Below are 22,052 nucleotides of genomic sequence, written 5' to 3' on the forward strand. Positions count from 1 at the left end.
CAGACTCTCCGGCCATGACCGCAGCCGAGAACACCTCGCACGTCATGGACCCCGCCGTCACCGCGACCGAACCCCAGTCCGCCGTCACCGCGACCGAACCCCGGTCCGCCGCCACCGCGGACCCCCGGACCGTCGTCGACGTCGTGGTCGTCGGCGCAGGACCCACCGGACTCCTGCTCGCCGGCGACCTCGCCGCCACCGGACTCTCCGTCACCCTCGTGGAGCGGCGCCCCCGCACCGCCGCCAACCTCACCCGCGCCTTCGCCGTGCACGCCCGCACCCTCGAACTGCTCGACGCCCGCGGACTCGCCGACCCGCTCGTCACCACCGGCCGCCGGATCGACCGCATACGCCCCTTCGGTGGCATGCCCCTCTCCCTCCAACACCTGCGTTCGCGCTACCCGTTCGCGCTCATCACCCCTCAATATGAGACAGAGAAACTCCTGGAGCGCCGCGCGTTGTCCACAGGGGTGGACATCCAGTACGACAGTCGGTTGATCGGCCTGCGTCAGGACCGCGACACCGTCACCCTCGACCTCCGCCCCACCACCCCGGATTCCCCGGACGCCCCCGGCACCCCCGGCACCTCGACAGCCGCCCCCGGCACCGCCCCCACCCGCCGGATCCACGCCCGCCACGTCGTCGGCGCCGACGGCGTCCGCTCCACCGTCCGCGAGGCCCTCGGCCTCCCCTTCCCCGGCCGCGCCGTCGTCCGCTCCATGATCCTGGCCGACGTCCGCCTCACCGACCCGCCCGAAGACGCCCTCGCCGTCAACGGCACCACCGACGCCTTCGGCTTCCTCGTCCCCTTCGGCGACGGCTGGTACCGCGCCATCGGCTGGCGCCGCGACGCCGACGCCCCGGACACCGCCCCCGTCGACCTCGGCGAACTCCGCGCCATCCTGCGCGACGCCCTCGGCACCGACCACGGCATGCACGACCCCCGCTGGATGTCCCGCTTCCACAGCGACGAACGCCAGGTCCCCCACTACCGCGTCGGCCGCGTCTTCCTCGCCGGGGACGCCGCCCACGTCCACTCCCCCGCCGGCGGCCTCGGCATGAACACCGGCCTCCAGGACGCCGCCAACCTCTCCTGGAAACTCGCCGCCGTCCTCCACGGCCAGGCCCCCGACCCCGAAGCCCTCCTCGACAGCTACCACCGCGAACGCCACCCCGTCGGCCGCCTCGTCCTGCGCGTCAGCGGCAGCATCGTCCGCGCCGCCATGGCCGCCACCCCCGCCCACCGCACCGCCCGCGCCCTCGGCGCCGCCCTCCTCGCCCACATCGGCCCCGCCCGGGAACGCGCCCTCGGCATCGTCTCCGGCATCGGCATCGCCTACCCGCCCCCGCCCGGCACCCGCCGCCCCACCCCCGCCGGCCGGCGCGCCCCCGACCTCGCCCTCGCCCACGGAGAGCGCCTCTACGAGGTCCTGCGCACCGGCGGCTTCGTCCTCGTCACCCCGCCCGGCACCGCCACCCCGCCCGGAGCCCCCCTCGCCCACCGCCGCTGGGCCCGCGGGACGCGCACCGCGTGCGTCCTCGTACGCCCCGACGGATACGTCGCCTGGAGCTCCCCCCGGCCCACCGACGCCGAACTCACCGCGGCCGTCGCCGCCTGGCTGCTGCCCCGCCCCCTGCCGGGACCCGGCGGCCCCCGGGTCCCTCAAGGCCCTCAGAAGGCGTAACCGTCGCCCGTGTCCAGGGCCAGCACCACGTGCTCGTTGTTGCCGCGGTTGCGGTCGGTCGCCCCGCCGTTCCACCACGTGTCGATCCGCACCACCACCTCGGCCGGCCGCTCCCGCAGCCCCAGCGACAGCCCGATGTGCCGCCCCCTGCCGTGCTCCGGCAGCTCACCCGTCTCGCAGACCACCTCGCGCTGCCCCGCCCGCGCGCACCCCTCGGCCAGCTCCTGCCGGTCCGCGAGGTCGACCGACAGCCGCACCCGCACCGTCGCGTTCGGCACCCCGGACGGCCCCTCGTTCTGCGGCACCATCCACACCCTCAGCCGGCCATGGGCCAGGGACACCTGCCCGTGGTAGGCCACGTCGGCCTCCGGCCCGGCCCACGCACCCGCGGGCCCGGCCCCGCCCAGCACCAGCAAGCCCGCCACCACCACACTCCGTACGGCACCACGGCGCACCGCCACCACCTCCTCGCGCGGACGCTAGCCAGTCCACCCACCCCCCGGTCGGACCATCACACGAACGAGGGCGAGCCCTCCCCCATTCGCCTGCGTAGGCTTCCGGTCATGCTCATCGCACGCTCCGCCGCCCTCTTCGCCCTCGCCGCCGTCCTGGAGATCGGGGGCGCCTGGCTGGTCTGGCAGGGCGTGCGCGAGCACAAGGGCTGGGCCTGGATCGGCGCCGGCGTCATCGCCCTCGGGCTGTACGGATTCGTCGCCACCCTCCAGCCACAGGGCGATTTCGCCCGCGTGCTGGCCGCCTACGGCGGCGTCTTCGTCGCCGGATCCCTCCTCTGGGGCGTCGTCGCCGACGGCTACCGCCCCGACCGCTGGGACGTCACCGGCGCCCTCGTCTGCCTCGCCGGGATGGCCGTGATCATGTACGCGCCGCGCCGCTGACCCGGCCTATGCTGGCGAGGATTCGCCCGTACGAACGAACGACCCCGCGGGCGAACGTCCCCACGATCGAACGAGGAGCCCGCCCATGAGCACGCGCACGGCCACCCGAACCGCCGTAGTCACCGGCGCGAGCAGCGGAATCGGCGCGGCCACCGCCCGGCAGCTCGCCGCGGCCGGCTACCACGTCGTCCTCACCGCCCGCCGCAAGGACCGCATCGAGACCCTCGCCGGCGACCTGACCGACGCGGGCTACGAGGCCACCGCCCACGCCCTCGACGTCACCGACCGCGCCGCCGTGGACGCCTTCGCCGCCTCCCTCGACCGCTGCGACGTCCTGGTCAACAACGCCGGCGGCGCCATCGGCGCCGAGCCCGTCGCCACCGGCGACCCGGCCGACTGGCGCACGATGTACGAGGTCAACGTCATCGGCACCCTCAACGTCACCCAGGCCCTCCTCCCCGCCCTCACCGCCAGCGGTGACGGTACGGTGGTCGTCCTGTCCTCCACCGCCGGCCACGCCGCCTACGAGGGCGGCGCCGGCTACGTCGCCGCCAAGAACGGCGCCCGCGTGCTCGCGGAGACCCTCCGCCTGGAGATCGTCGGCCAGCCCGTCCGCGTCATCGAGATCGCCCCCGGCATGGTCAAGACGGAGGAGTTCGCCAAGACCCGCTTCCGCGGCGACGCGGCCAAGGCCGAGAAGGTCTACGAGGGCGTCGCGGAGCCCCTCTCCGCCGACGACGTGGCCGACACCGTCACCTGGGCGGTCACCCGCCCCAGCCACGTCAACATCGACCTCCTGGTCGTCCGCCCCCGCGCCCAGGCCTCCAACACCAAGGTCCACCGCGAGCTCTAGAGGACTCCCGCCGCCTTCAGCTGCGGCATGAGGGCCGCCGGCTTCAGCCCGGCGGCCTTCGCCGCGTCCAGGGCCCGCCGCAGGTCCGCCGCCAGGGTCGGCGTGAAGTGCAGCAGCACGATGTCCCCGGCCTTCAGCTGCGGAGTCGGCGGGGTCTGGCTCCAGGTGGTGAAGTCGTACGTCCACGTCACCAGCGCCTTCACCCCGCACGCCTTCGCCGCGACCCGCACGGCGTCGTCGACCGCCCCGTACGGCGGCCGCAGCAGCTTCGGCTCCTTCCCCCCGAAGGCCGCCGCCAGCCGCTCCCCGGCGCCGCACACCTCGGCGTCCTTCCCGGCGGCGTCGAGGGTGGTCAGGTCGGGGTGGTTCACGGTGTGGTTCTCCACCGTCGCCCGGCCCTGTCCGGTGAGCGCGGTGAAGTACCCGGTGTCGTACGCGGTCGCCCCCGGCAGCAGGAACAGCGACACCGGCACCCGCTCCTCCAGCAGGATCCGCGCGGCCTCGGGGTCGTGGGTCCAGCCGTCGTCGATCGTGATGAAGACGACCTTGTCCTGGGTCGGCACGTGCGACACCACGGGCGGCAGCCCCACCCCGGCCTCGGCCGACCCGGCGGCCCCGAGGGCGAGCGACAACGACGCGAGAGCGGCGACGAACACACGAGTTCTCCACATGCCGCACACCCTGGTCTAGACCAACCGAACCCGTCAACCCCCTTACAGGGAGCCGGAGTTGCGACGCACGCGCCCCGTCAGGCCCGTATGGGTGAATCCGCGCGAATTGTCGGTGGGCGCCGCTACGATCCGAAAGCGTGAGCCGCGAAAGGGAGGAAGCTATGGCCGTGATGCAACACGAGACCACGATCGCGGAAGCCGCCGATCGACTCTCAAAGGAGCTTCCCAGGCACCGAGTGGAGATTCTCCAGGGGAGGCTCATCGTGACACCACCTGCCGACGGAGAGCACGCGCTCACTTTGAGCTGGCTGACCGAAAGGTTCTTCGAGGCCGGGGCCAAGGAGGCGGGTCTGCGCTACCTCCAGGGCATCGGCATCTGGCTGCCCACAGGGCCCGCCGACTACGCCGTCCCGGACTTCGCGCTCGTCAGGAAGGACTTCCTGGACTTCAAGGGGCGGAACAACTGCTATTCACCCGAGGTGTTCCGCCTCATCGTCGAGGTGACCTCGTCGAACTGGTCGGACGACCTCGGCTCCAAGGTCGACTCCTACGCGAAGGCCGACGTCCCCTTCTACGTCATCGCCGACCGCCGCCACGACGAGGTCGTCGTCTGCCGCGACCCGCGCAACGGCACCTACCGCCTCCGCACGTCCCACAAGCGCGGCACTTCCATCACGGTCCCGGAGTACGTCGGAGTAACCCTCGAGCTCCCGGTGGACCTCCTCCTCGACGGCGACCAGGAGTAACACGCACAGGAACGTGAAATTCCGCCACACGTTCGAGTGAAGCGCCGGAAATCCCCCCAATTCCGCGCGCGGCGACACCTACGTTCGGTGACAACCCAAACGGCCCCCGACCGGGATGGCAGTCCCGGCCGAGGGCCTCACCGACGAGGGAAGGCACTCCCTGTGGCTGATCAGGACCCTAGCGCCCCCACACGCTTCATGGACCTCCAAGACCCCCGCTACGCCTACATGTTCGGGTTCCTCCAGGCCGACGGACACCTGTCACAGCAGAGTCGCCAGCGAGGGCGTCTCACAGTCGAACTCAACGCGCGGGACATTGATCTCCTGCGCGAGTTCCAGCGCCTCACCCCGTACAACAGCTCCGTCAGCGAGCGCACCCGGTCCACGAATTTCGCCGAGTCGAGTCACACGGCCACTTGGGCGGTCTGCGCTCTGGAAGCACGCACCATCGTCAACGAGCTCGGAATCCCCTACGGGCGCAAGTCCAAGACGATCACTCCGCCCCGCATGGAATTCTCCCGCCGCGACTACCTTCGCGGCATCATCGATGCCGACGGGTCAGTCGGATACACCGGCCAGGGACTGCCGTTCGTGTCTCTCACGACGGCCAGCACCGCGATCGGCGCCTACCTGTGCCATTACGTGAAGAAGCTCACCGGGGCCGAGCGCACGATCAAGCGCAATGCCCGCGATGGCGTCTACAACGTCATCTACACCAAAGAACCGAGCATGGAACTGGCCGCGCACCTGTACTACGACGGCTGCCTCGCCCTGGAGCGCAAGAAGGCAAGCGCAGCGGCACTGTCCACCTGGCTCCGGCCTGCGGATATGCCACGGGTGGTCCCACGCCGCCGCTGGACGACGGCCGAGGACCTGAAGCTGCTCGCCCTCGGTGACCCTGCTGCGGCAGCAGTCGAACTGGGACGCTCGGAGTCGGGCTGCAAACAGCGCCTCACGCGCCTGCGGACCGGTTGCGGCCCCTGGCCGAGGAGCTGACGACTCCGTGCCGAAGGGGCCCGGATCTCCACGATCCGGACCCCTTCCGTCCAGGAGCTCAACCCTTGATGCAGACGACCTGCCTGAGCTTGGCCACGACCTCCACGAGGTCCCTCTGCTGCTCCATGACCTGCTCGATCGGCTTGTACGCGGCCGGGATCTCGTCGACGACACCGGAGTCCTTACGGCACTCCACACCCCTGGTCTGCTCTTCCAGGTCGCGCGTCGAGAACCGCCGCTTGGCCGCCGCACGGCTCATCCGCCGGCCCGCACCGTGCGAGGCGGAGTTGAAAGCAGCTTTGTTGCCCAGCCCCTTCACGATGTACGTGCCGGTCGCCATCGAGCCAGGGATGATCCCGTATTCTCCGCCGCCCGCGCGGATCGCGCCCTTCCGCGTCACCAGCAGGTCCACACCGTCGTAGCGCTCCTCCGCCACATAGTTGTGATGGCAGCTGATCTCCTGCTCGAACGAGACCTTCGCCTTCCGGAACTCCTTCCGGAGGGCCTCCTTCATCAGGCTCATCATCACGGCGCGGTTGTACTTGGCGTACTCCTGCGCCCAGTAGAGGTCATGCCGGTACGCGGCCATTTCCGGGGTCTCCGCGAGGAAGACCGCGAGGTCCCTGTCGATCAGCCCCTGATTGTGCGAGAGCCCCCGCGCGACGCCGATGTGGTACTCGGCCAGCTGGTTGCCGATGCCCCGGGATCCGGAGTGCAGCGTCAACCACACTGCACCTTCCTGATCGATGTTGACTTCCGAGTGGTGGTTGCCGGCGCCAAGTGTTCCCATTTGCCGCATGGCCCGCTCCCGCCGGAACTTCACCGCGTCCGCGACGTAGTCGAACCGCTCCCACAGGTCCCCGAACCCGGAGTCCCCGAAGCCGTACAGCCGCACCGGGTCCACGGCCTCGCGGTGCATCCCAGCCCCCACCGGAATCGCCTGCTCGATGCGCGAGCGCAGCTTCGAGAGGTCGCCCGGGAGGTCGTTCGCCGTCAGGGAGGTCTTCACCGCCGACATGCCGCAGCCGATGTCGACGCCCACCGCCGCCGGGCAGACCGCGTCCTTCATGGCGATGACCGAGCCGACCGTGGCGCCCTTGCCGTAGTGGACGTCCGGCATCACCGCCAGGCCCTTGATCCAGGGCAGGCCCGCCGTGTTCTGCAACTGCCGCATGGCGCTGTCCTCGACCGACGCCGGATCGGTCCACATCCGGATCGGGACGTTGGCCCCGGACACCTCTACATACGACATATGACGCCAATCCCCCGAAAACCACAGAAAGTCACAGAAAGCTCGGAATGCGCAAAAAGCCTCGCTCATCGCCCCAAAGCAGTCAGGGAACCGGCGCCGGCACCAGCGTGTGCGATAGACATTGTGTCCATCCGTGTCCGAGTCGCGGCAACGGATTTTCCCGAGGGGACCAAGGGAGCCAGTGGACGTGGAGCGCAAGGCGGTACGCCGACGGGTCCTGCCCGGTATCGCGATGATCACCGCACTCGCGGCCGGAGTGACCGGTCTCACCGGGTGCACCGACGGCAGCGGCATCGGGATCACCAGCGACCAGAAGGGCGGCGGGAGCACCGCCGCGCCCGCCCAGCCCGGCAAGTACCGCAGCCTGCCACAGCCCTGCAAGGCCGCCGACGTCAAGCGCCTCAAGGCCATGCTCCCGGCTTCCGACTCCCTCACCACCCAGCAGCGCGAGCAGCTCTACGCCGGAACCGCGGAGCCCTCCTTCGACGGCGACCGGCACGTCGGCTGCCGCTGGAACGCGCAGGCGCCCGAGGGGAACCTGCTGCTGTCGGTCACGTTCGAGCGCGTGGTCTCGTACGACCGTGCCGCCGCGAGCGACGACGACAAGGCGCACACGGTGTTCGTACGCCGCCTCACGGACGCGCACCTGCCCTTCCCCGGCATCACCGGCTCCCCCTCCCCGAGCACCGCCCCCGGCGCCACCCCCGGTAACACCCCCGGTAATGCCCCCGGCGCCGCCGCGACCCCCGCCCAGCCTTCCGGTTCTCCTTCCGCCCCGCCCTCCTCGGCTTCCGCCCCCGCCTCCGCTTCGCCCTCCGTCCCGGCGTCCCCCACCTCCGCGCCCGAGCTCGGCTCGCGCGTTCTGGAAGGGCTCGGCAACGAGGCGTACCTGGACGACAAGCTGAGCCCGGCCGGGGCGAGCGCCGCCCAGTCGCGCACCGTGCGGATTGTGTTCCGCACCTCCAACGTCCTGGTCACCGTCGAGTACAGCGTGCAGCCGTCCGGACCCGCCGCAATCCCCTCAAGTGCGGAAACGCAGGACGAGGCGCGCCAGTTGGCGGAGGCCCTGGCCGAGCGTTTCAGCGAGTGAGGCCCCCCGTCCCGAGCGGGCGTGCGGGGCCGTCGTGACGGCGCGCACAGCAGGCGGGCACCCGGTCGGGCTACCGTTGCCCGGGTCCCGCGCCCGTAAGAAGTCCCCAACGTCTGAAGGAACCATGCACCGATCAGCCTCGCGTCTCACCCGTGTCCTCGCCTGTGCGGCCGTCGTCCCGGTGATCCTCACCGCCGCCGGGTGCTCGTCCGACTCGGGCTCGGAGAAGTCCTCGGGCACGGATTCCGGCAAGAAGTCCGCGGCCTCCTCGTCCGCCAAGCCGAACTCGAAGGCCTCGGCCGCCCTGGAGAAGGTGGCGTTCGCGAAGCTGCCCGACCCCTGCAAGGCGATCGCGTCGAAGACCATAGATTCGGTCGTTCCGGAAGCGAAGGAGAAGAACGGTACGGCCGCGAAGTCGAACGACCTCGCCAACCGGGCCAGCTGCTCCTGGAACGGCCTGCAGACGGACGGCGTGAAGGGCTCGCAGTACCGCTGGCTCTCCGTCTCCCTGGTCCGCTACGACTCGCACGCCACGCTCGGCAGCGGTGACAAGCGCGCCGAGGAGCAGTACAACAAGCAGATCGAGCTGGCGAAGACCACCGAGGGCGCGCACGACGTCAAGGTGGAGCAGGCCGGCGGGATCGGCGACCAGGGTTCCTCGGTCGCGTACGGGGTGAAGAAGGACGTCGACTTCTTCAACACCACCCTCGTGGTCCGTACCCACAACGTGGTCGTCACGCTCGACTACAACGGTGCCGCCTACGAGGGCGCCGGTGCCCCCGACCAGGCGAAGCTGCTCCAGGACGCCGTCGCGGCGGCCCGCGACGCGGTGAACGCGGTCGACTCCGCCAACAAGGGCGACGCCGCTCCCGACCAGGCTCCGTCCGGTTCCGCTTCGCCTTCCGGTTCGGCTTCGCCGTCGGGTTCCGCTTCCCCGCAGCAGTAGGCGGCGGGCGGTAAGGGGTCCTGGGGAACGGGTGACGCGCAGTCACCCGTACGCTGTGCCTGCCGTAGCTCGACAAGGGGAGGTCGCGGGTGGCCGCGATGCAGCTGACTCGTACGCACCGGATACTCATCGGTGTCGTGGTCGCCGGTGCCGTGGTCATCGCGGGCATCGGTTTCGCGGGATCGTACGCCGCGGTGCGCGCACTGGCGTTGCAGAAGGGCTTCGGCACCTTCTCGCTGGTGTTCCCGATAGGCATCGACATGGGCATCTGCGTGCTGCTGGCGCTGGACCTGCTGCTGACGTGGATCCGCATTCCGTTCCCCCTGCTGCGCCAGACGGCGTGGCTGCTGACGGCGGCGACGATCGCGTTCAACGGCGCGGCGGCCTGGCCGGACCCGCTGGGCGTGGGGATGCACGCCGTGATCCCGATCCTGTTCGTGGTCACGGTCGAGGCGGCCCGGCACGCCGTGGGCCGGATCGCGGACATCACCGCGGACCGGCACATGGAGGGCGTGCGCATCACGCGCTGGCTGCTCTCGCCCGTCCCCACCTTCAAGCTGTGGCGCCGGATGAAGCTGTGGGAGCTGCGCTCCTACGAGCAGGCGGTCGGCATGGAGCAGGACCGGCTGATCTACCAGGCGCGGCTGCAGGCCCGGTACGGGCGGGCGTGGCGGCGCAAGGCGCCGGTGGAGGCGCTGATGCCGCTGCGGCTGGCCCGGATCGGCGTGCCCCTGTCCCAGACGGCCCCGGAGGGACTGGTGGCGGCGGGCATCGAGCCGGTGCTGCTGCCTCCGGCGGGCCTGGCGGCCCCGGCTCTGGAGGCGGCTGCCCCGGAGGCGGCGGCGCTGGTGACCGCGGCCCCGGAGACCGCGGCCCCGGAGGCGGCGGACGGCGACCCGAAGGCCGCGGAGGTGCTGGTTCCGCAGCAGGCGGGTCCGGCGTCGGCGCCTGCGCCCGGCGCGGGCCCGGCGGTGGCTCCCCCCGTCGCGCACGTCCCGCCGGCGTTCGCGGTGGATCCCACCGCGATGCCGGCGGCGCACGACAGTGCCTGGTTCGCGGGGCCGCTGGCCCCGCAGGCGGCGTACGAGGGCGGCTACAACCCGCAGTACGTGGAGGGCCTGGAGCCGACCCCGGTCATGCCGCCGTCCGGCCCGGAGGAGCTCCCGGAGCAGGAGCCGTCCCGGAAGCCTTCGCAGCAGCTGCTGCCGGACGAGGAGGCCGACGACTCCGGTGCCGACATCGACGAGGTGAAGTTCGCGGAGGCGGCGTACGAGGTCTTCCGGACGTACATCGAGGAGAACGGCAAGGTCCCGAGCCCCGAGCAGGTCGACATATACCTCTCGGACCGACACGGCATCGCGCACCCGCGCAGCTTCAGCACGATCAGCCGGCTGATGCCGGAGCTGAAGCAGCGCTACCAGCGGGACCTGGAGAACGAACACATCGCCTGATCGTCCCGTCCCGGCACGCGGAAGGGCCCCGCACCCCCGAGGGGGGCGGGGCCCTTGCGTACGGCCTCTGCGCCGCCGGGTGCCTCAGGCGGCGAGCAGCTTGCGCACCCGGTCCGCGCCGACGGCGAGGAGCAGGGTGGGCAGGCGCGGCCCGGTCTCCCGGGTCACCAGGAGGCGGTAGAGCAGGGCGAAGAACTCGCGCTGGGCGACCTTGAGTTCGGGCGTCGGCTTGGCGTCGGGCTCCAGCCCGGCCAGCACCTTGGGCACGCCGTAGACGAGGGTGGTGAGCCCGTCGAGGGACCAGTGCGAGTCGAGGCCCTCCAGGAGGAGGCGCAGCTGCTCGCGGCCGTTGTCGTCGAGGGAGGACAGCAGCTCGGTGTCGGCGTCCTCGCGGACGAGGGTGCGCTGGTCGGCCGGGACCTGGCTGGTGATCCAGTTCTCGGCGCGGTCCAGGCGCGGGCGGACCTCGTCGAGGGAGGTCAGCGGCTGCGTCGGGTCCAGGTCGGTCAGGATGCGCAGGGTCTGCTCGTCGTGCCCGGCGGTGATGTCGACGACCGACGCGAGGGTGCGGTACGGCAGCGGGCGCGGGGTGCGGGGCAGCTCGTGGGAGGCGACGCGGACGGCGCGGGCGTGCGCGGCGGCGTCGGCCGGCAGCACGGTGCCGTCGGCGACCTTGCCCTCCAGCTTGTCCCACTCGTCGTACAGCCGCTGGATCTCCTGGTCGAAGGCGATCTTGAAGGACTGGTTGGGGCGGCGGCGCGCGTACAGCCAGCGCAGCAGCTGCGGCTCCATGATCTTCAGCGCGTCGGCCGGGGTGGGGACCCCGCCCTTGCTGGAGGACATCTTGGCCATGCCGCTGATGCCGACGAAGGCGTACATCGGGCCGATCGGCTGCTCGCCGCCGAAGATGTGCACGATCTGGCCGCCGACCTGGAAGGACGAGCCGGGCGAGGAGTGGTCGACGCCCGAGGGCTCGAAGATCACGCCCTCGTGGGCCCAGCGCATGGGCCAGTCGACCTTCCAGACCAGCTTGCCGCGGTTGAACTCGTTGAGCTTGACGGTCTCGGTGAACTCGTCCTCGGTGCAGACGTAGGTGAGCTCGGTGCTCTCGTCGTCGTACGCGGTGACCTTGGTGAAGTCCTTGCCGCACTCGCCGCAGTAGGGCTTGTACGGGAAGTAGCCGCCCTCGGCGCTGCTGCCGTCGTCCTCGGCGGCGGCGCCGGAGCCCTCGGCGGCCTCCAGCTCGGCCTCGTCGACCTGCTTCTGCTGGGGCTTCTTGCCGCCCGGCTTCTGCTTGGTGCGGTACTGGTCGAGGACGGCGTCGATGTCGGCGCGGTGCTTCATCGCGAACAGGACCTGCTCGCGGTACGCGCCGGAGGTGTACTGCTCGGTCTGGCTGATCGGGTCGTACTCGACGCCCATCTCGGCGAGGGCCTCGACGAAGGCCGCCTTGAAGTGCTCGGCCCAGTTCGGGTACGCGGAGCCGGCCGGGGCGGGCACGGAGGTCAGCGGCTTGCCGATGTGCTGGGCCCAGGACTCGTCGATGCCGGGGACGCCGGCCGGGACCTTGCGGTAGCGGTCGTAGTCGTCCCAGGAGATGAGGTGGCGGACCTCGATGCCCCGGCGGCGGATCTCGTCCGCGACCAGGTGCGGGGTCATGACCTCGCGGAGGTTGCCCAGGTGGATCGGGCCGGAGGGGGAGAGTCCGGACGCGACGACGACGGTTTTGCCGGGTGCTCGGCGCTCCGCCTCAGCGATGACCTCGTCCGCGAAACGGGAGACCCAGTCGGTCTCGGTGCTGCTCTGAGCCACGACACGTCCTTCTATCTCGAAATGCTGGCTACTGCCATTCTCCCAGACGGAAGCAGGCCCTCCGAGGTTGCCCGCGCGGCGCGGACCGGTCGCGGCGCGGACCGGTGCGGCCGGCCGCCGGGTGGCGGCCGGGTGGCGGCCGGCCCGTGCCGCGTCAGCTGTTCTGGTAGTTCTCGAAGTGCGCGTGGGTCAGCCGGTACTCGGCGCCGTCGCGCGTCATGCCGATGGTCCACGGGCGGCCGGCGGCGTCCTGGACCTGGCAGTTCTTCCCGTAGGCCACGGTGCGCGCCGCGTAGAGGTCGATCGCCGCGTCGCACGCCGCCAGCAGGGTTTCCAGGTACTCCAGCGGGGTGTAGCGCCGGACGTTGGCGAAGAAGACCGCGGTCTGTTCCTTGCGGGAGCGCTGGTACTCCAGGAAGTGCCGTACGGCGCTGTCGCCCTGGTCGCTGAAGTAGCAGGCCCGCCCGCGCGGTGTGATGAACCGCCGCCCCTGTGCCATGCGCGCGGCGATCTCCTCCGCGGTGGGCCCGTCGGGCACCTGCGGGCGCCGGTCGGGCTGCGGGGCGGCGGGCGCCGTGCGCTCGCTCTGCCGCTGTACGGGTACGGGTACGGGTTCCTCCTCGTCGGAGTCCTCCCAGCGGTTGGTCCTCGGCTCCTCGGTGTCGGCCTCGTCCATCGAAGAGGAGGAGGTGGCGGCGGCGGCCACGGTCGGCCGCCGGGCGGCCGCGACGGCCCGTACCGCCTCGGCGATCTCCAGGACGGAGACGAGGACGGCCCTGCCGCCGACCCGGTCGGCGAGGACCATCCGCCCGCCCCGCCGCAGGCCGCGGAGGCGGCTCGCGTCCATGTGCTCGGGGCCGCCGGACCCCACCGACACGGCGAGCGGGACGTGGAGGGTCGGGTCCACCCCGTGGATGACGGTGTCCACCAGCTGTCCCGTGGGTGTCTCGTAGTACGTCCGCAGGTTTTCGTCCGACAGGTTCACGTAGGTGCCGCCCGACGACATCTCCGTCATGTCCCCACCCTTCGACCGGACCGTCAAATCGGGCGGAGCCTATCCGGCGGGTACGGGCTTTGCCGGGCAAACCGGGAAACATACGCCGCCGTCTCCCCCCTAGCCCTCCCTTCCGCCTCCCCTCCGGGACGGGCCGCCGCGGCGGACAAATCCCGGGATGTGGACAGGTGCACCGTGGGATACTCGACGGGCATCAACCGACTCACAGGAACGGCAGCTCATGGCCTCGGTCCCTTCCCTCGCTTCCTCCGTCGAACAGCGCGTCGCGGACGCCCTCGCCTCCGCCCTGCCGGAGGCCGGTGCGACCGACCCGCTGCTGCGACGAAGCGACCGGGCCGACTTCCAGGCCAACGGCATCCTGGCGCTCGCGAAGAAGGCCAAGGCCAACCCGCGCGAGCTGGCGACGACCGTGGTCGAGGGCATCCCGACGGGTGACCTGATCCGGGAGATCGAGGTCTCCGGCCCCGGATTCCTCAACATCACGATCACCGACCGGGCGATCGTCGAGACCCTCGCGGCCCGCGCCGCCGACGACCGGCTCGGCGTGCCGCTGTCGCCGTCCGCCGGCACCACGGTGATCGACTACGCGCAGCCGAACGTCGCGAAGGAGATGCACGTCGGGCACCTGCGGTCCGCCGTGATCGGCGCGGCGATGGTGGAGATCCTGGAGTTCACGGGCGAGAAGGTGGTGCGGCGCCACCACATCGGCGACTGGGGCACCCAGTTCGGCATGCTCATCCAGTACCTGCTGGAGCACCCGCACGAGCTGGACCACAAGTCGGACGAGGAGGTCTCCGGCGAGGAGGCCATGTCCAACCTGAACCGCCTGTACAAGGCCTCGCGCGCGCTCTTCGACTCCGACGAGGAGTTCAAGACGCGGGCGCGGGCGCGGGTGGTGGACCTCCAGGCGGGCGAGCCGGAGACGCTGGCCCTGTGGCAGCGGTTCGTGGACGAGTCGAAGATCTACTTCTACTCCGTCTTCAACAAGCTGGACATGGACATCCAGGACCCGGACGTGGTCGGCGAGTCCGGCTACAACGACATGCTCGCGGAGACCTGCAAGCTGCTGGAGGACTCGGGCGTCGCCGTCCGCTCCAACGGTGCGCTGTGCGTGTTCTTCGACGAGTACAAGGGTCCGGACGGCAACCCGACCCCGCTGATCGTGCAGAAGTCCGACGGTGGTTTCGGCTACGCGGCCACCGACCTCTCCGCGATCCGCGACCGGGTGGGCCACCTGAAGGCCGACACGCTCATCTACGTCGTGGACGCCCGCCAGGCGCTCCACTTCAAGATGGTCTTCGAGACGGCCCGCCGGGCCGGCTGGCTGAACGACGAGGTCAAGGCCGTCCAGCTGGCGTTCGGCACGGTCCTCGGCAAGGACGGCAAGCCGTTCAAGACCCGTGAGGGCGAGACGGTGCGGCTGGTGGACCTCCTCGACGAGGCCGTCGAGCGGGCGACGTCGGTGGTCCGGGAGAAGGCCGAGAAGGTCGGCCTGACCGAGGAGGAGATCGTCGAGAACGGCCTGTACGTGGGCATCGGCGCGGTGAAGTACGCCGACCTGTCCACCTCTGCGGCGCGCGACTACAAGTTCGACCTGGACCAGATGGTCTCGCTCAACGGCGACACGTCCGTCTACCTCCAGTACGCCTACGCGCGCATCCGCTCCATCCTCCGCAAGGCGGGCGACCGCAGCCCGGTCGCGCACCCGGAGCTGGAGCTGGCCCCGGCCGAGCGCGCGCTGGGCCTGCACCTGGACGGCTTCGGCGAGCTGCTCTCGGAGGCCGCGGCCGAGTACGCCCCGCACAAGCTGGCGGCGTACCTCTACCAGCTGTCCTCGCTGTTCACGACGTTCTACGACCAGTGCCCGGTCATCAAGCCGGAGCCGGAGCTCGTGGTCGCCGAGAACCGCCTGTTCCTGTGCGAGCTGACCGCCCGCACCCTCTCGAAGGGCATGGCCCTGCTGGGCATCCGCACCCCCGAGAAGCTCTGACGCACCACCCGACGGCCCCCGGCGCGACCACCCCGCGCCGGGGGCCGTCGCGCTCTATCGTGGAAGGCGTCCGATCCGAGGAGGAGCCGGGAATGACGACCGCGACGCCTGCGCCCGGTGGATCCGTACCGCCGATGCCGGAGTACACGCCGAAGGCCCTGCGTGCCGCCATAGCGGCCCACGCCCCGGCCCTGCTGGCGGACTTCGACTCCGCTTGGCGGCGGCAGATCTGCGATGCCTACGACATCGGTCCGGTCCCGGCGTTCATGGCCCGCTGGTGGGGCGAGTACGCCCTCGCGCGCGACCCCGAGCTCGACCGGCACGTCGCCGACCTGGAAGCCAGGGCCGCAGACGCCATGGACGCCGGCACGGCCCACGGCCTCCTCGACGCGGCTTCGCGCATCCGCCACAGGCTGCGCGCCCTGGAGCCGGGCGAGTGAGCGAGGAGTTCACCGGGCCGCCGTGGGCGGTGGACTACACCCAGGACGCCGAGAAGTACCGGATCGGCCTGCCCGAGGAGCCGCGGGAAGCGTGCCGGGAAGCTCTCTTCGAGCTGCTGACCGCGCGTCACCCGTACCGGGGGGAGAAGGTGGAGCCCGCGCGCTCCACCGTCCCCCGCGGCCCGCACGTCGCGTACTTCGACAGCTACCGCGGGTGGATCCGGTTCGTCTTCCTGCCCCGTGTGGCCGAGCCGCAGATCGTGGTGGAGGAGATCTTCTGGCAGTAGGCGGCCCGTGCTGCCCTGAACGGCCTTCGTGTGACCGTGTCCTGTCATGCCCTCCCTGGTTCGACCGGGCAATACCCGGCGGTAGCGTTCCGTTCATACGGCCCTCCTACGGTCGGCGCGATCGTGCCGACCACCCGAGGGGGATCTCCCGCACATGCGCCGCAGACCGTTGAAGACGCTCACCGTCCTGGCCCTGGCCAGCGCCGTGGCCGCCGGCACCGCCGTCACCGCGAACTCCGCGCCCCAGCAGAGCGACTCGCACCAGGACATCCGGAACGTCATCTACCTGCTCGGTGACGGAATGGGCCGCACCCACGTGACGGCCGCGCGCGACCGCTACGTGGGCGCCTCCGGCAAGCTCACCATGGAGACCCTCCCGAACACGGGCGCGGTCGCCACCTACGCCGTCGAGAAGAACAGCGCGAAGCCGGCCCTGGTCACCGACTCGGCCAGCTCCGCGACCGCCTGGGCCTCCGGCGTGAAGACCTACAACGCGGCCATCGGCGTGGACGCGTACGAGAAGAAGGTCGCCACGCTGATGGAGCAGGCCCACGCGGCCGGCTTCGCCACCGGCAACGTCTCCACCGCCGAGATCACCGACGCCACCCCGGCCGCCCAGTTCAGCCACGCGCTGCTGCGCGGCTGCCAGGGCCCGGTCTACTCCGACGCCGCCTGCCTCCCCAAGAAGGACGACGGCAGCTACGAGCAGGCCCCGGCGGACAAGACGCTGGTCACGCCGATCGCCGAGCAGATCGCCCGCAACGGCACCGCCGACGTCATCCTCGGCGGCGGTCTCGCCCGCTTCGAGCCGGACGACCAGAAGGCCCTCCAGGCCCAGGGCTACCAGGTGCTCGGCAGCTTCGGCGACCCGGCGCTGCCCGCGCAGACGGCCGCCAGCCAGAAGGTCGCCACCAAGTCCGACCTGGACAAGGCGGCCGGCAAGAAGGTCATCGGCCTGTTCAACCGCGGCAACCTGACGGTGGAGCAGAACAAGGCCGCCCTGCCGGCCGACGCCCCGCAGAAGCAGGAGCCCTCGCTCGCGGACATGACCCGCAAGTCGATCCAGCTCCTGAACGACCGCAAGCAGGGCGGCTCGTACGACCGCAAGAAGCCGAAGAAGGGCTTCTACCTCCAGGTCGAGGGCGCCCAGATCGACAAGCGCTCGCACGCGAACGACGCCGCGCAGACCCTCGCCGAGGTCAAGGCCTTCGACGACGCGGTGAAGGCCGCCTACGAGTTCGCGAAGAAGGACGGCCACACCCTCGTGGTCGTCACGGCGGACCACGAGTGCGCCGGCTTCAACATCATCGAGAAGGGCACCTACACCAACGCCGAGGCCGTCGCGCCCCCGGCGAACACGGACGCCGGCAACACGGCCAACAACAGCGTCCCCTCGCGTGCCGCCTCGGGCGCCAAGGACCCGGTCCGCTCCAGCGGCATCGTCAACGGCGCGGGCTCCGGTGACGCGAAGAACTTCGGTCCGGCCACCTTCCGTACGCCCGACGACCCGGCGGACGTGAAGGACGGCAGCCCCGAGGCGAGCCTGTGGCTGACCTACCTGTCGGGCAACCACACCGGCGCCGACGTGCCGATCTTCGCCTACGGCCCGAACGGCAACGCCTTCGCCACGAGCCAGATCAACACCGAGCTGTACGGCAAGCTGTACCGCTCGCTGTTCGGCCGCTCCCCGCAGCAGCACTGATCCCCGGGCGGCCGGGGCCGGGGGCGCACTCCCCCGGCCCCGGCCGCCGTCGTTCCCGGCCCCGTCCCGGTCTCCCCAGGAGCACTTGCGATGACGTACCTCCCCCGCCGCACGGCGGCCGCCGCCGCGGCCACCGCCGCCCTGTTCGCGCTGGTCACGGGCTGCTCGGGAGCCGAAGCGCCCGCCGCCGCCGAGGCTCCGGCCACCGCCGCCTCCCCGGTGGCCCTGCCCGCCCCCCGCAGCGCGCCCTCCCCGGCCGCCGCCCTCACCCCGGCGCCCACGGCGGGCGAAGTCCGCCTCCAGCAGGGCCCGTTCACCGACCGCGTGAAGCTGACCGGCCTGCGCCTGGCGGCGTCACCCTCCTCCGTCACCGGGCACATCGCCATCGGCTCCGACGTCAGCGACACCCTGGCCCTGGAGATCACCGCCGCGTACTACGACGCGGAGGGCCGCCTGCTGGGCACCGGCACCTTCCACCACGAGGAGGAGGGCGAGGAGGCGCACGCCGGACAGCCCCACACCGGCCCCCGCGCGGCCGGTGACGGCATCGACTTCAGCGTCCCCGCCGACCACCTCACCGGCACCCCGGCCGCCGCGGTCCTCTCGATCCCGGTCCTGGTCAACGAGTGACGGCCGGGCCGCCGGTCAGTCGAGGATGCGCCGCACGGGCTGACCGGTGACGCGGGCGATCGTCTCGAAGTCGGCGTCCTGGTGGAGGACCGTCAGCTTGTGGTGCCGGGCGATGACGGCGACGAGCAAGTCGACCGGACTGGCGCACTGGTGCGCCCCCGTGTCGGCGAGTCCGCGCTGGAGGGTGGCCGTGTCCTCCCACACGGAGTCGCGCGCGACCCAGTAGGGGAACGTCTCCGTCAGCAGGCCGTCGGCCTCGTAGTACGCGGGGCGGCCGCCCACCGCCCGCAGGAACTCCTGGCGCACCGGTTCGCACAGCCCTACCAGCCCCGAAGCGACCGCACCGTCCCATTCGGGACCTGCCCGGCCTCGATAGAAGCGCACGAGCGCGCTCGTATCGATCAGAAAGCCCTCGCTCACGCGGCCGACTGCTCCTTGCCGCCGTCGGGTTCGACCCCGTAACCGATCGCTCCGAAGTCGATCTCACCGTCGGCGACCATCTGCCTCATCCGCTCCACGGCGGCGGCCCGGCGGCGGCGGTCCGCGATTTCCCGCAGCGCGGCGTTGACCGTGTCCTTCTTCGTGGTGGTGCCGAGGTGACGGGCCGCCTCGGCGAGGGCCTCGTCGTCGAGGTCGATCACGGTTTTGGACATGGCCGCCTCCAGAGAACGATCACGGACCCGCACATGCGTATATCCGATTCCCAAAAAGGATATCCCATATCGACGGTCACCGTGACGCGAGTCACAGGGAACGTTCCCCCGGGTCGCCGCCTCTTCGGTGTGTCGGCAACCGCCACACCGAGGGGGAACACGATGGACGAGGACAGGACGCGACGCCGGACGGGGGCCGCGCTGGCCGGGCTGCTGGCCGCCGACGGGCTCGTACACCTGTACTGGGCGACGGGGGCCACCTGGCCCGCCCCCGACGAGCGGAGCCTGTCGCTGGCCGTGCTCGGCACCGAGGTGTCCTTCGGGCCGCCCGTCGTCCTGCCCCTGGCCGCGCTCACGCTGACCGCCGGGGCCGGGGTCCTGGCCCACGGGTACGGGCGCGGCGGGCGCGTGAGCCGGGCCGTCGCGGGCGCGGTGGCCGCCGGGCTCGCCGTACGGGGCCTCGCGGGCCTCGGCTGGGCCACCGGGCTCCTCCCCAGCCCGCCCGGCAGCCCCTTCCACGCCCTCAACCTCGCCCTGTACACGCCCGCCTGCCTCGGCTTCGGCTGGGCGGCGGCCCGCCTGGCCCGCGCCAGGTGAACCCCGCCGACCGCGAACGCGGGGTCGCGCTGGCCCGCGCGGCCCGCGCCGGGGACACCCTCGCGCTGCACGCGCTGCTCGACCACCTGACCCCGTACATCGCCCGCATCTGTACCCCGATCGCCCTCGCGGACGGCCCGGACGCCACGCAGGAGGCGCTGCTGGCCGTGTTCACCGCCCTCCGGTCGCTGCGCGATCCCGAGGCCCTGTACGGCTGGGTACGGGCCGTGTCCGTGCGGGAAGCGGTACGGGTGGCCCGTCGGGCGGCGCGGACGCGGCCCGACGGGCTGGACGACGTACCGGCCGGGGGCGATCCGCAGCTCGCCGCCGACATCGACGACGTGCTGGCCCGCCTGACGCCCGAACACCGGGCCGTGCTCGTCCTGCGGGACGTGGAGGGCCTGGACGAGGAGAGCGCCGCGGCCCTCCTGCGCATCCCGGCCGGCACCGCCAAGTCCCGCCTGCACCGGGCCCGTTCCAGCTTCCGAAAGGCGTGGTCCGCGTGACCGACCCGACCCTCCCGCCCCCGGGAACGCCCGTCCCCGGGATCGACCCCGTGCACCGGCTGCGCGTCATGGCGGCCGCGGTGCGCGGCGCGCACGTCGCCGAGCACGTGGTGGACGCCCCCTTCGAGGAGGTCTGGCCGGTCATGGCCGCCCTCGGCTTCCTCCCCGACTTCCGCCGCGTCCGCGTCGTACGCGCCGACGCCGACGCCGACGGCGGCCGCTTCGAGGCGCTGGCCCGCGGCCGGTACGGCTTCCGCGCCCACCTGCGGGGCTTCGCCCGCCCCGGCTGGTGCTGGCTGCAGAGCCGCTTCCTGATCGTCGGTCTCGCCGCCGCCCCCGCCCCCGACCCGGCCGCCACCCGGATCGCCCTCACCGGCGGCGTACGCGTCCCCACCCGGGCGGCGGTCGTCCCCTTCGCCACCCGGCGCGAACTGGACGAGGCCGCCCACCGGCTGGCGTCCCTGGTCCGCGCCGCGGCGCGCCCGCCGGGCGGGTGAGCGGTGAGCGGGTAAGCAGGGCCGGGCACCACCGGGTGCGCCCGTTCACCCGTACGGCCCGATTTCCGCCCGCGGGGGCCGGGTAGGGGACGGCCCGTCCTTCCCCCGAGCGCCACCCGGAGGCATCCGTGCCCGACATGAACGGCCCCTACAAGCCCGGCACCCCGTGCTGGATCGACCTGATGGTTCCCGACCAGCAGGCGGCCCTCGACTTCTACTGCGACCTCCTCGGCTGGCAGGGCGAGGTCGGACCGGCCGAGACCGGCGGATACTCCGTCTGCACCCTCAAGGGCAAGCCGGTCGCCGGCATCATGAAGGCGTCGAACCCGGACGGCACCGTCCCCGACCCGCTGCCCCCGACGGTGTGGACCACGTACCTGGCCACCGACAACATCGACGGCACCGCCAAGTCCGTCACCGACGCCGGCGGCACGGTCATGATGGGCCCGATGGACGTCATGGACCTCGGCCGGATGGCCGTGATCGCCGACCCGACCGGGGCCGTCGTCGGCCTGTGGCAGTCGGGCACCTTCGACGGCGCGGGCATCGTCAACGAGCACGGCGCGCTCATCTGGAACGAGCTGAGCACCCCCGACCTCCCGGCCGCCTCCGCGTTCTACTCGTCCGTCCTGCCCGTCACCACGCACCGCTCCGAGATGCCCGGCGCCGAGGGGTACATCGAGTTCCAGGTCGACGGGCGCGCGGTCGGCGGGATGATGGACCTGACCCAGCTCCCGCCGGGGGTGCCCCCGCACTGGCAGGCGTACTTCCACGTGGACAACGTCGACGAGGTCCAGGCCGCCGCCGTCCGCGCCGGCGGCAGCGTCCTCGCCCCCGCCTTCGACATGGCGGCCGGCCGGATGGCCGTCCTCGCCGACCCGCAGGGCGGAGCCTTCTCGGTCATCACGTCCACCATGCAGGATCAGCCTGCCTGACCCCCGTGCCCCGGAGCCGCGGCCGGCGCGGACCGTGACACGCCCGTGGGTGCGGGGAGTTCACCGCACCCACGTTCCCTCCGGGACCGGTCAGCGTTCGATCGGGTAGGACGTGCGCCCCGACGCGCCGTCGATCTCGTCGTGCGCCTTGGTGAGCAGTTGCTCCTTCAGATCGTTGAGGGCGCGGGCCGCCGCGATCTCCTCGCCCACCCTGGGCTGATTGCCGTCACTGGGGTGACGGCTGGAATAGCCGTGCGAGCGCAGCTCGCTCCCGTCCGGCAGCCGGACGAGGGCGGCGGCGCGGGTGCGCCTGCTGTCCTCCTGGAACTCCACGTCCACATGCCATCCGACGGCATCCTTCATGGCGATCACCTCCGTGGCAGCTGCTTTCCAGGGTGCACC

At 71.8% G+C, this 22,052-nt stretch carries 25 protein-coding genes; 17 read left to right on the forward strand and 8 right to left on the reverse strand.

Annotation, left to right across the window (positions count from 1 at the left end; all coding sequences use genetic code 11):
* Positions 1 to 14 precede the first annotated feature (14 nt).
* Positions 15 to 1,685 (forward strand): FAD-dependent monooxygenase, encoded by a 1,671-nt coding sequence (locus ABZW32_RS10300; protein WP_356213864.1) that lies wholly within the window; start codon positions 15 to 17, stop codon positions 1,683 to 1,685.
* On the opposite strand, the gene ABZW32_RS10305 is transcribed toward ABZW32_RS10300, so the two are convergent.
* Positions 1,673 to 2,110, reverse strand: a complete 438-nt coding sequence (locus ABZW32_RS10305) for a hypothetical protein (RefSeq protein ID WP_356213866.1) — start codon at positions 2,108 to 2,110, stop codon at positions 1,673 to 1,675. The two genes, ABZW32_RS10300 and ABZW32_RS10305, sit on opposite strands and share 13 nt — an antisense overlap.
* 138 nt (positions 2,111 to 2,248) lie before the next feature.
* Here ABZW32_RS10305 and ABZW32_RS10310 point away from each other — a divergent pair, with 138 nt between their 5' ends.
* Together ABZW32_RS10310 and ABZW32_RS10315 are read left to right on the forward strand one after the other, a co-directional pair.
* On the forward strand, positions 2,249 to 2,581 hold the full coding sequence (locus tag ABZW32_RS10310; RefSeq protein ID WP_356213868.1) for a YnfA family protein: 333 nt from the start codon (positions 2,249 to 2,251) through the stop codon (positions 2,579 to 2,581).
* A gap of 85 nt (positions 2,582 to 2,666) precedes the next feature.
* Entirely contained in the window at positions 2,667 to 3,434 is a 768-nt protein-coding gene (locus ABZW32_RS10315; RefSeq protein ID WP_356213870.1) for an SDR family oxidoreductase, read from the forward strand.
* On the opposite strand, the gene ABZW32_RS10320 is transcribed toward ABZW32_RS10315, so the two are convergent.
* Positions 3,431 to 4,105, reverse strand: coding sequence for a polysaccharide deacetylase family protein (locus ABZW32_RS10320; protein WP_356213872.1), 675 nt, complete (start codon positions 4,103 to 4,105; stop codon positions 3,431 to 3,433). The two genes, ABZW32_RS10315 and ABZW32_RS10320, sit on opposite strands and share 4 nt — an antisense overlap.
* A 263-nt stretch (positions 4,106 to 4,368) precedes the next feature.
* On the opposite strand from ABZW32_RS10320, the gene ABZW32_RS10325 reads away from it, so the two are divergent.
* Both ABZW32_RS10325 and ABZW32_RS10330 read left to right on the forward strand, forming a co-directional pair.
* A complete protein-coding gene (locus tag ABZW32_RS10325) occupies positions 4,369 to 4,851 on the forward strand; it encodes a Uma2 family endonuclease (protein WP_356213874.1) in 483 nt (160 codons plus the stop codon).
* A 198-nt stretch (positions 4,852 to 5,049) separates the two neighbouring features.
* Positions 5,050 to 5,847 (forward strand): LAGLIDADG family homing endonuclease, encoded by a 798-nt coding sequence (locus ABZW32_RS10330; RefSeq protein WP_356213876.1) that lies wholly within the window; start codon positions 5,050 to 5,052, stop codon positions 5,845 to 5,847.
* Positions 5,848 to 5,905: 58 nt separating this feature from the next.
* On the opposite strand, the gene ABZW32_RS10335 is transcribed toward ABZW32_RS10330, so the two are convergent.
* Positions 5,906 to 7,099 carry an RtcB family protein gene (locus ABZW32_RS10335; protein ID WP_356213878.1) on the reverse strand — a complete coding sequence of 398 codons (1,194 nt, stop codon included), beginning with the start codon at positions 7,097 to 7,099 and terminating at the stop codon, positions 5,906 to 5,908.
* Positions 7,100 to 7,286: 187 nt separating this feature from the next.
* Between ABZW32_RS10335 and ABZW32_RS10340 the strand changes: the two genes are divergently transcribed.
* The 3 genes from ABZW32_RS10340 to ABZW32_RS10350 all read left to right on the forward strand — a co-directional run bounded on the left by ABZW32_RS10340 (position 7,287) and on the right by ABZW32_RS10350 (position 10,586).
* On the forward strand, positions 7,287 to 8,189 hold the full coding sequence (locus ABZW32_RS10340; RefSeq protein ID WP_356213880.1) for a DUF3558 domain-containing protein: 903 nt from the start codon (positions 7,287 to 7,289) through the stop codon (positions 8,187 to 8,189).
* 124 nt (positions 8,190 to 8,313) lie between these two features.
* Positions 8,314 to 9,135 carry a DUF3558 family protein gene (locus ABZW32_RS10345; protein WP_356213882.1) on the forward strand — a complete coding sequence of 274 codons (822 nt, stop codon included), beginning with the start codon at positions 8,314 to 8,316 and terminating at the stop codon, positions 9,133 to 9,135.
* A gap of 98 nt (positions 9,136 to 9,233) precedes the next feature.
* Positions 9,234 to 10,586, forward strand: a complete 1,353-nt coding sequence (locus ABZW32_RS10350) for a DUF2637 domain-containing protein (RefSeq protein ID WP_356213884.1) — start codon at positions 9,234 to 9,236, stop codon at positions 10,584 to 10,586.
* An 84-nt stretch (positions 10,587 to 10,670) separates the two neighbouring features.
* Here the strand turns inward: ABZW32_RS10350 and lysS are convergent, their stop codons facing one another.
* Both lysS and ABZW32_RS10360 read right to left on the reverse strand, forming a co-directional pair.
* Complete coding sequence (gene lysS / locus ABZW32_RS10355; protein WP_356213886.1) at positions 10,671 to 12,398, reverse strand: lysine--tRNA ligase; 1,728 nt, start codon at positions 12,396 to 12,398, stop codon at positions 10,671 to 10,673.
* Positions 12,399 to 12,552: 154 nt separating this feature from the next.
* Entirely contained in the window at positions 12,553 to 13,413 is an 861-nt protein-coding gene (locus tag ABZW32_RS10360; protein ID WP_356213887.1) for a hypothetical protein, read from the reverse strand.
* 220 nt (positions 13,414 to 13,633) lie between these two features.
* Between ABZW32_RS10360 and argS the strand changes: the two genes are divergently transcribed.
* The 5 genes from argS (at position 13,634) to ABZW32_RS10385 (ending at position 18,462) form a co-directional block, all read left to right on the forward strand.
* Complete coding sequence (argS, locus tag ABZW32_RS10365; protein WP_356213889.1) at positions 13,634 to 15,403, forward strand: arginine--tRNA ligase; 1,770 nt, start codon at positions 13,634 to 13,636, stop codon at positions 15,401 to 15,403.
* A gap of 92 nt (positions 15,404 to 15,495) precedes the next feature.
* The gene (locus tag ABZW32_RS10370) at positions 15,496 to 15,843 is read left to right on the forward strand and encodes a DUF6247 family protein (protein WP_356213891.1); all 348 of its coding nucleotides are present in this window, start codon (positions 15,496 to 15,498) and stop codon (positions 15,841 to 15,843) included.
* Entirely contained in the window at positions 15,840 to 16,130 is a 291-nt protein-coding gene (locus ABZW32_RS10375; protein WP_356213893.1) for a hypothetical protein, read from the forward strand. Before ABZW32_RS10370 ends, ABZW32_RS10375 begins: the two co-directional genes overlap by 4 nt.
* 154 nt (positions 16,131 to 16,284) lie before the next feature.
* Entirely contained in the window at positions 16,285 to 17,832 is a 1,548-nt protein-coding gene (locus ABZW32_RS10380; protein WP_356213895.1) for an alkaline phosphatase, read from the forward strand.
* 90 nt (positions 17,833 to 17,922) lie between these two features.
* On the forward strand, positions 17,923 to 18,462 hold the full coding sequence (locus ABZW32_RS10385; protein WP_356213897.1) for a hypothetical protein: 540 nt from the start codon (positions 17,923 to 17,925) through the stop codon (positions 18,460 to 18,462).
* Positions 18,463 to 18,477: 15 nt separating this feature from the next.
* Here the strand turns inward: ABZW32_RS10385 and ABZW32_RS10390 are convergent, their stop codons facing one another.
* Positions 18,478 to 18,882, reverse strand: a complete 405-nt coding sequence (locus ABZW32_RS10390; RefSeq protein ID WP_356213899.1) for a PIN domain nuclease — start codon at positions 18,880 to 18,882, stop codon at positions 18,478 to 18,480.
* A complete protein-coding gene (locus ABZW32_RS10395; protein WP_280920421.1) occupies positions 18,879 to 19,115 on the reverse strand; it encodes a type II toxin-antitoxin system VapB family antitoxin in 237 nt (78 codons plus the stop codon). Before ABZW32_RS10395 ends, ABZW32_RS10390 begins: the two co-directional genes overlap by 4 nt.
* 162 nt (positions 19,116 to 19,277) lie before the next feature.
* On the opposite strand from ABZW32_RS10395, the gene ABZW32_RS10400 reads away from it, so the two are divergent.
* The 4 genes from ABZW32_RS10400 to ABZW32_RS10415 all read left to right on the forward strand — a co-directional run bounded on the left by ABZW32_RS10400 (position 19,278) and on the right by ABZW32_RS10415 (position 21,650).
* A complete protein-coding gene (locus ABZW32_RS10400; RefSeq protein ID WP_356213901.1) occupies positions 19,278 to 19,712 on the forward strand; it encodes a DUF3995 domain-containing protein in 435 nt (144 codons plus the stop codon).
* A complete protein-coding gene (locus tag ABZW32_RS10405; protein WP_356213903.1) occupies positions 19,709 to 20,218 on the forward strand; it encodes a sigma-70 family RNA polymerase sigma factor in 510 nt (169 codons plus the stop codon). The genes ABZW32_RS10400 and ABZW32_RS10405 overlap by 4 nt, the downstream gene beginning before the upstream one ends.
* Complete coding sequence (locus ABZW32_RS10410) at positions 20,215 to 20,715, forward strand: hypothetical protein (RefSeq protein ID WP_356213905.1); 501 nt, start codon at positions 20,215 to 20,217, stop codon at positions 20,713 to 20,715. The genes ABZW32_RS10405 and ABZW32_RS10410 overlap by 4 nt, the downstream gene beginning before the upstream one ends.
* Positions 20,716 to 20,852: 137 nt before the next feature.
* On the forward strand, positions 20,853 to 21,650 hold the full coding sequence (locus ABZW32_RS10415) for a VOC family protein (protein WP_356213949.1): 798 nt from the start codon (positions 20,853 to 20,855) through the stop codon (positions 21,648 to 21,650).
* A gap of 90 nt (positions 21,651 to 21,740) precedes the next feature.
* Here ABZW32_RS10415 and ABZW32_RS10420 read toward each other — a convergent pair whose 3' ends face one another.
* Entirely contained in the window at positions 21,741 to 22,013 is a 273-nt protein-coding gene (locus ABZW32_RS10420; RefSeq protein WP_356213907.1) for a DUF1876 domain-containing protein, read from the reverse strand.
* Positions 22,014 to 22,052 lie beyond the last annotated feature (39 nt).

This window comes from Streptomyces sp. NPDC004667, from assembly GCF_040609475.1.
Taxonomy (GTDB): domain Bacteria; phylum Actinomycetota; class Actinomycetes; order Streptomycetales; family Streptomycetaceae; genus Streptomyces.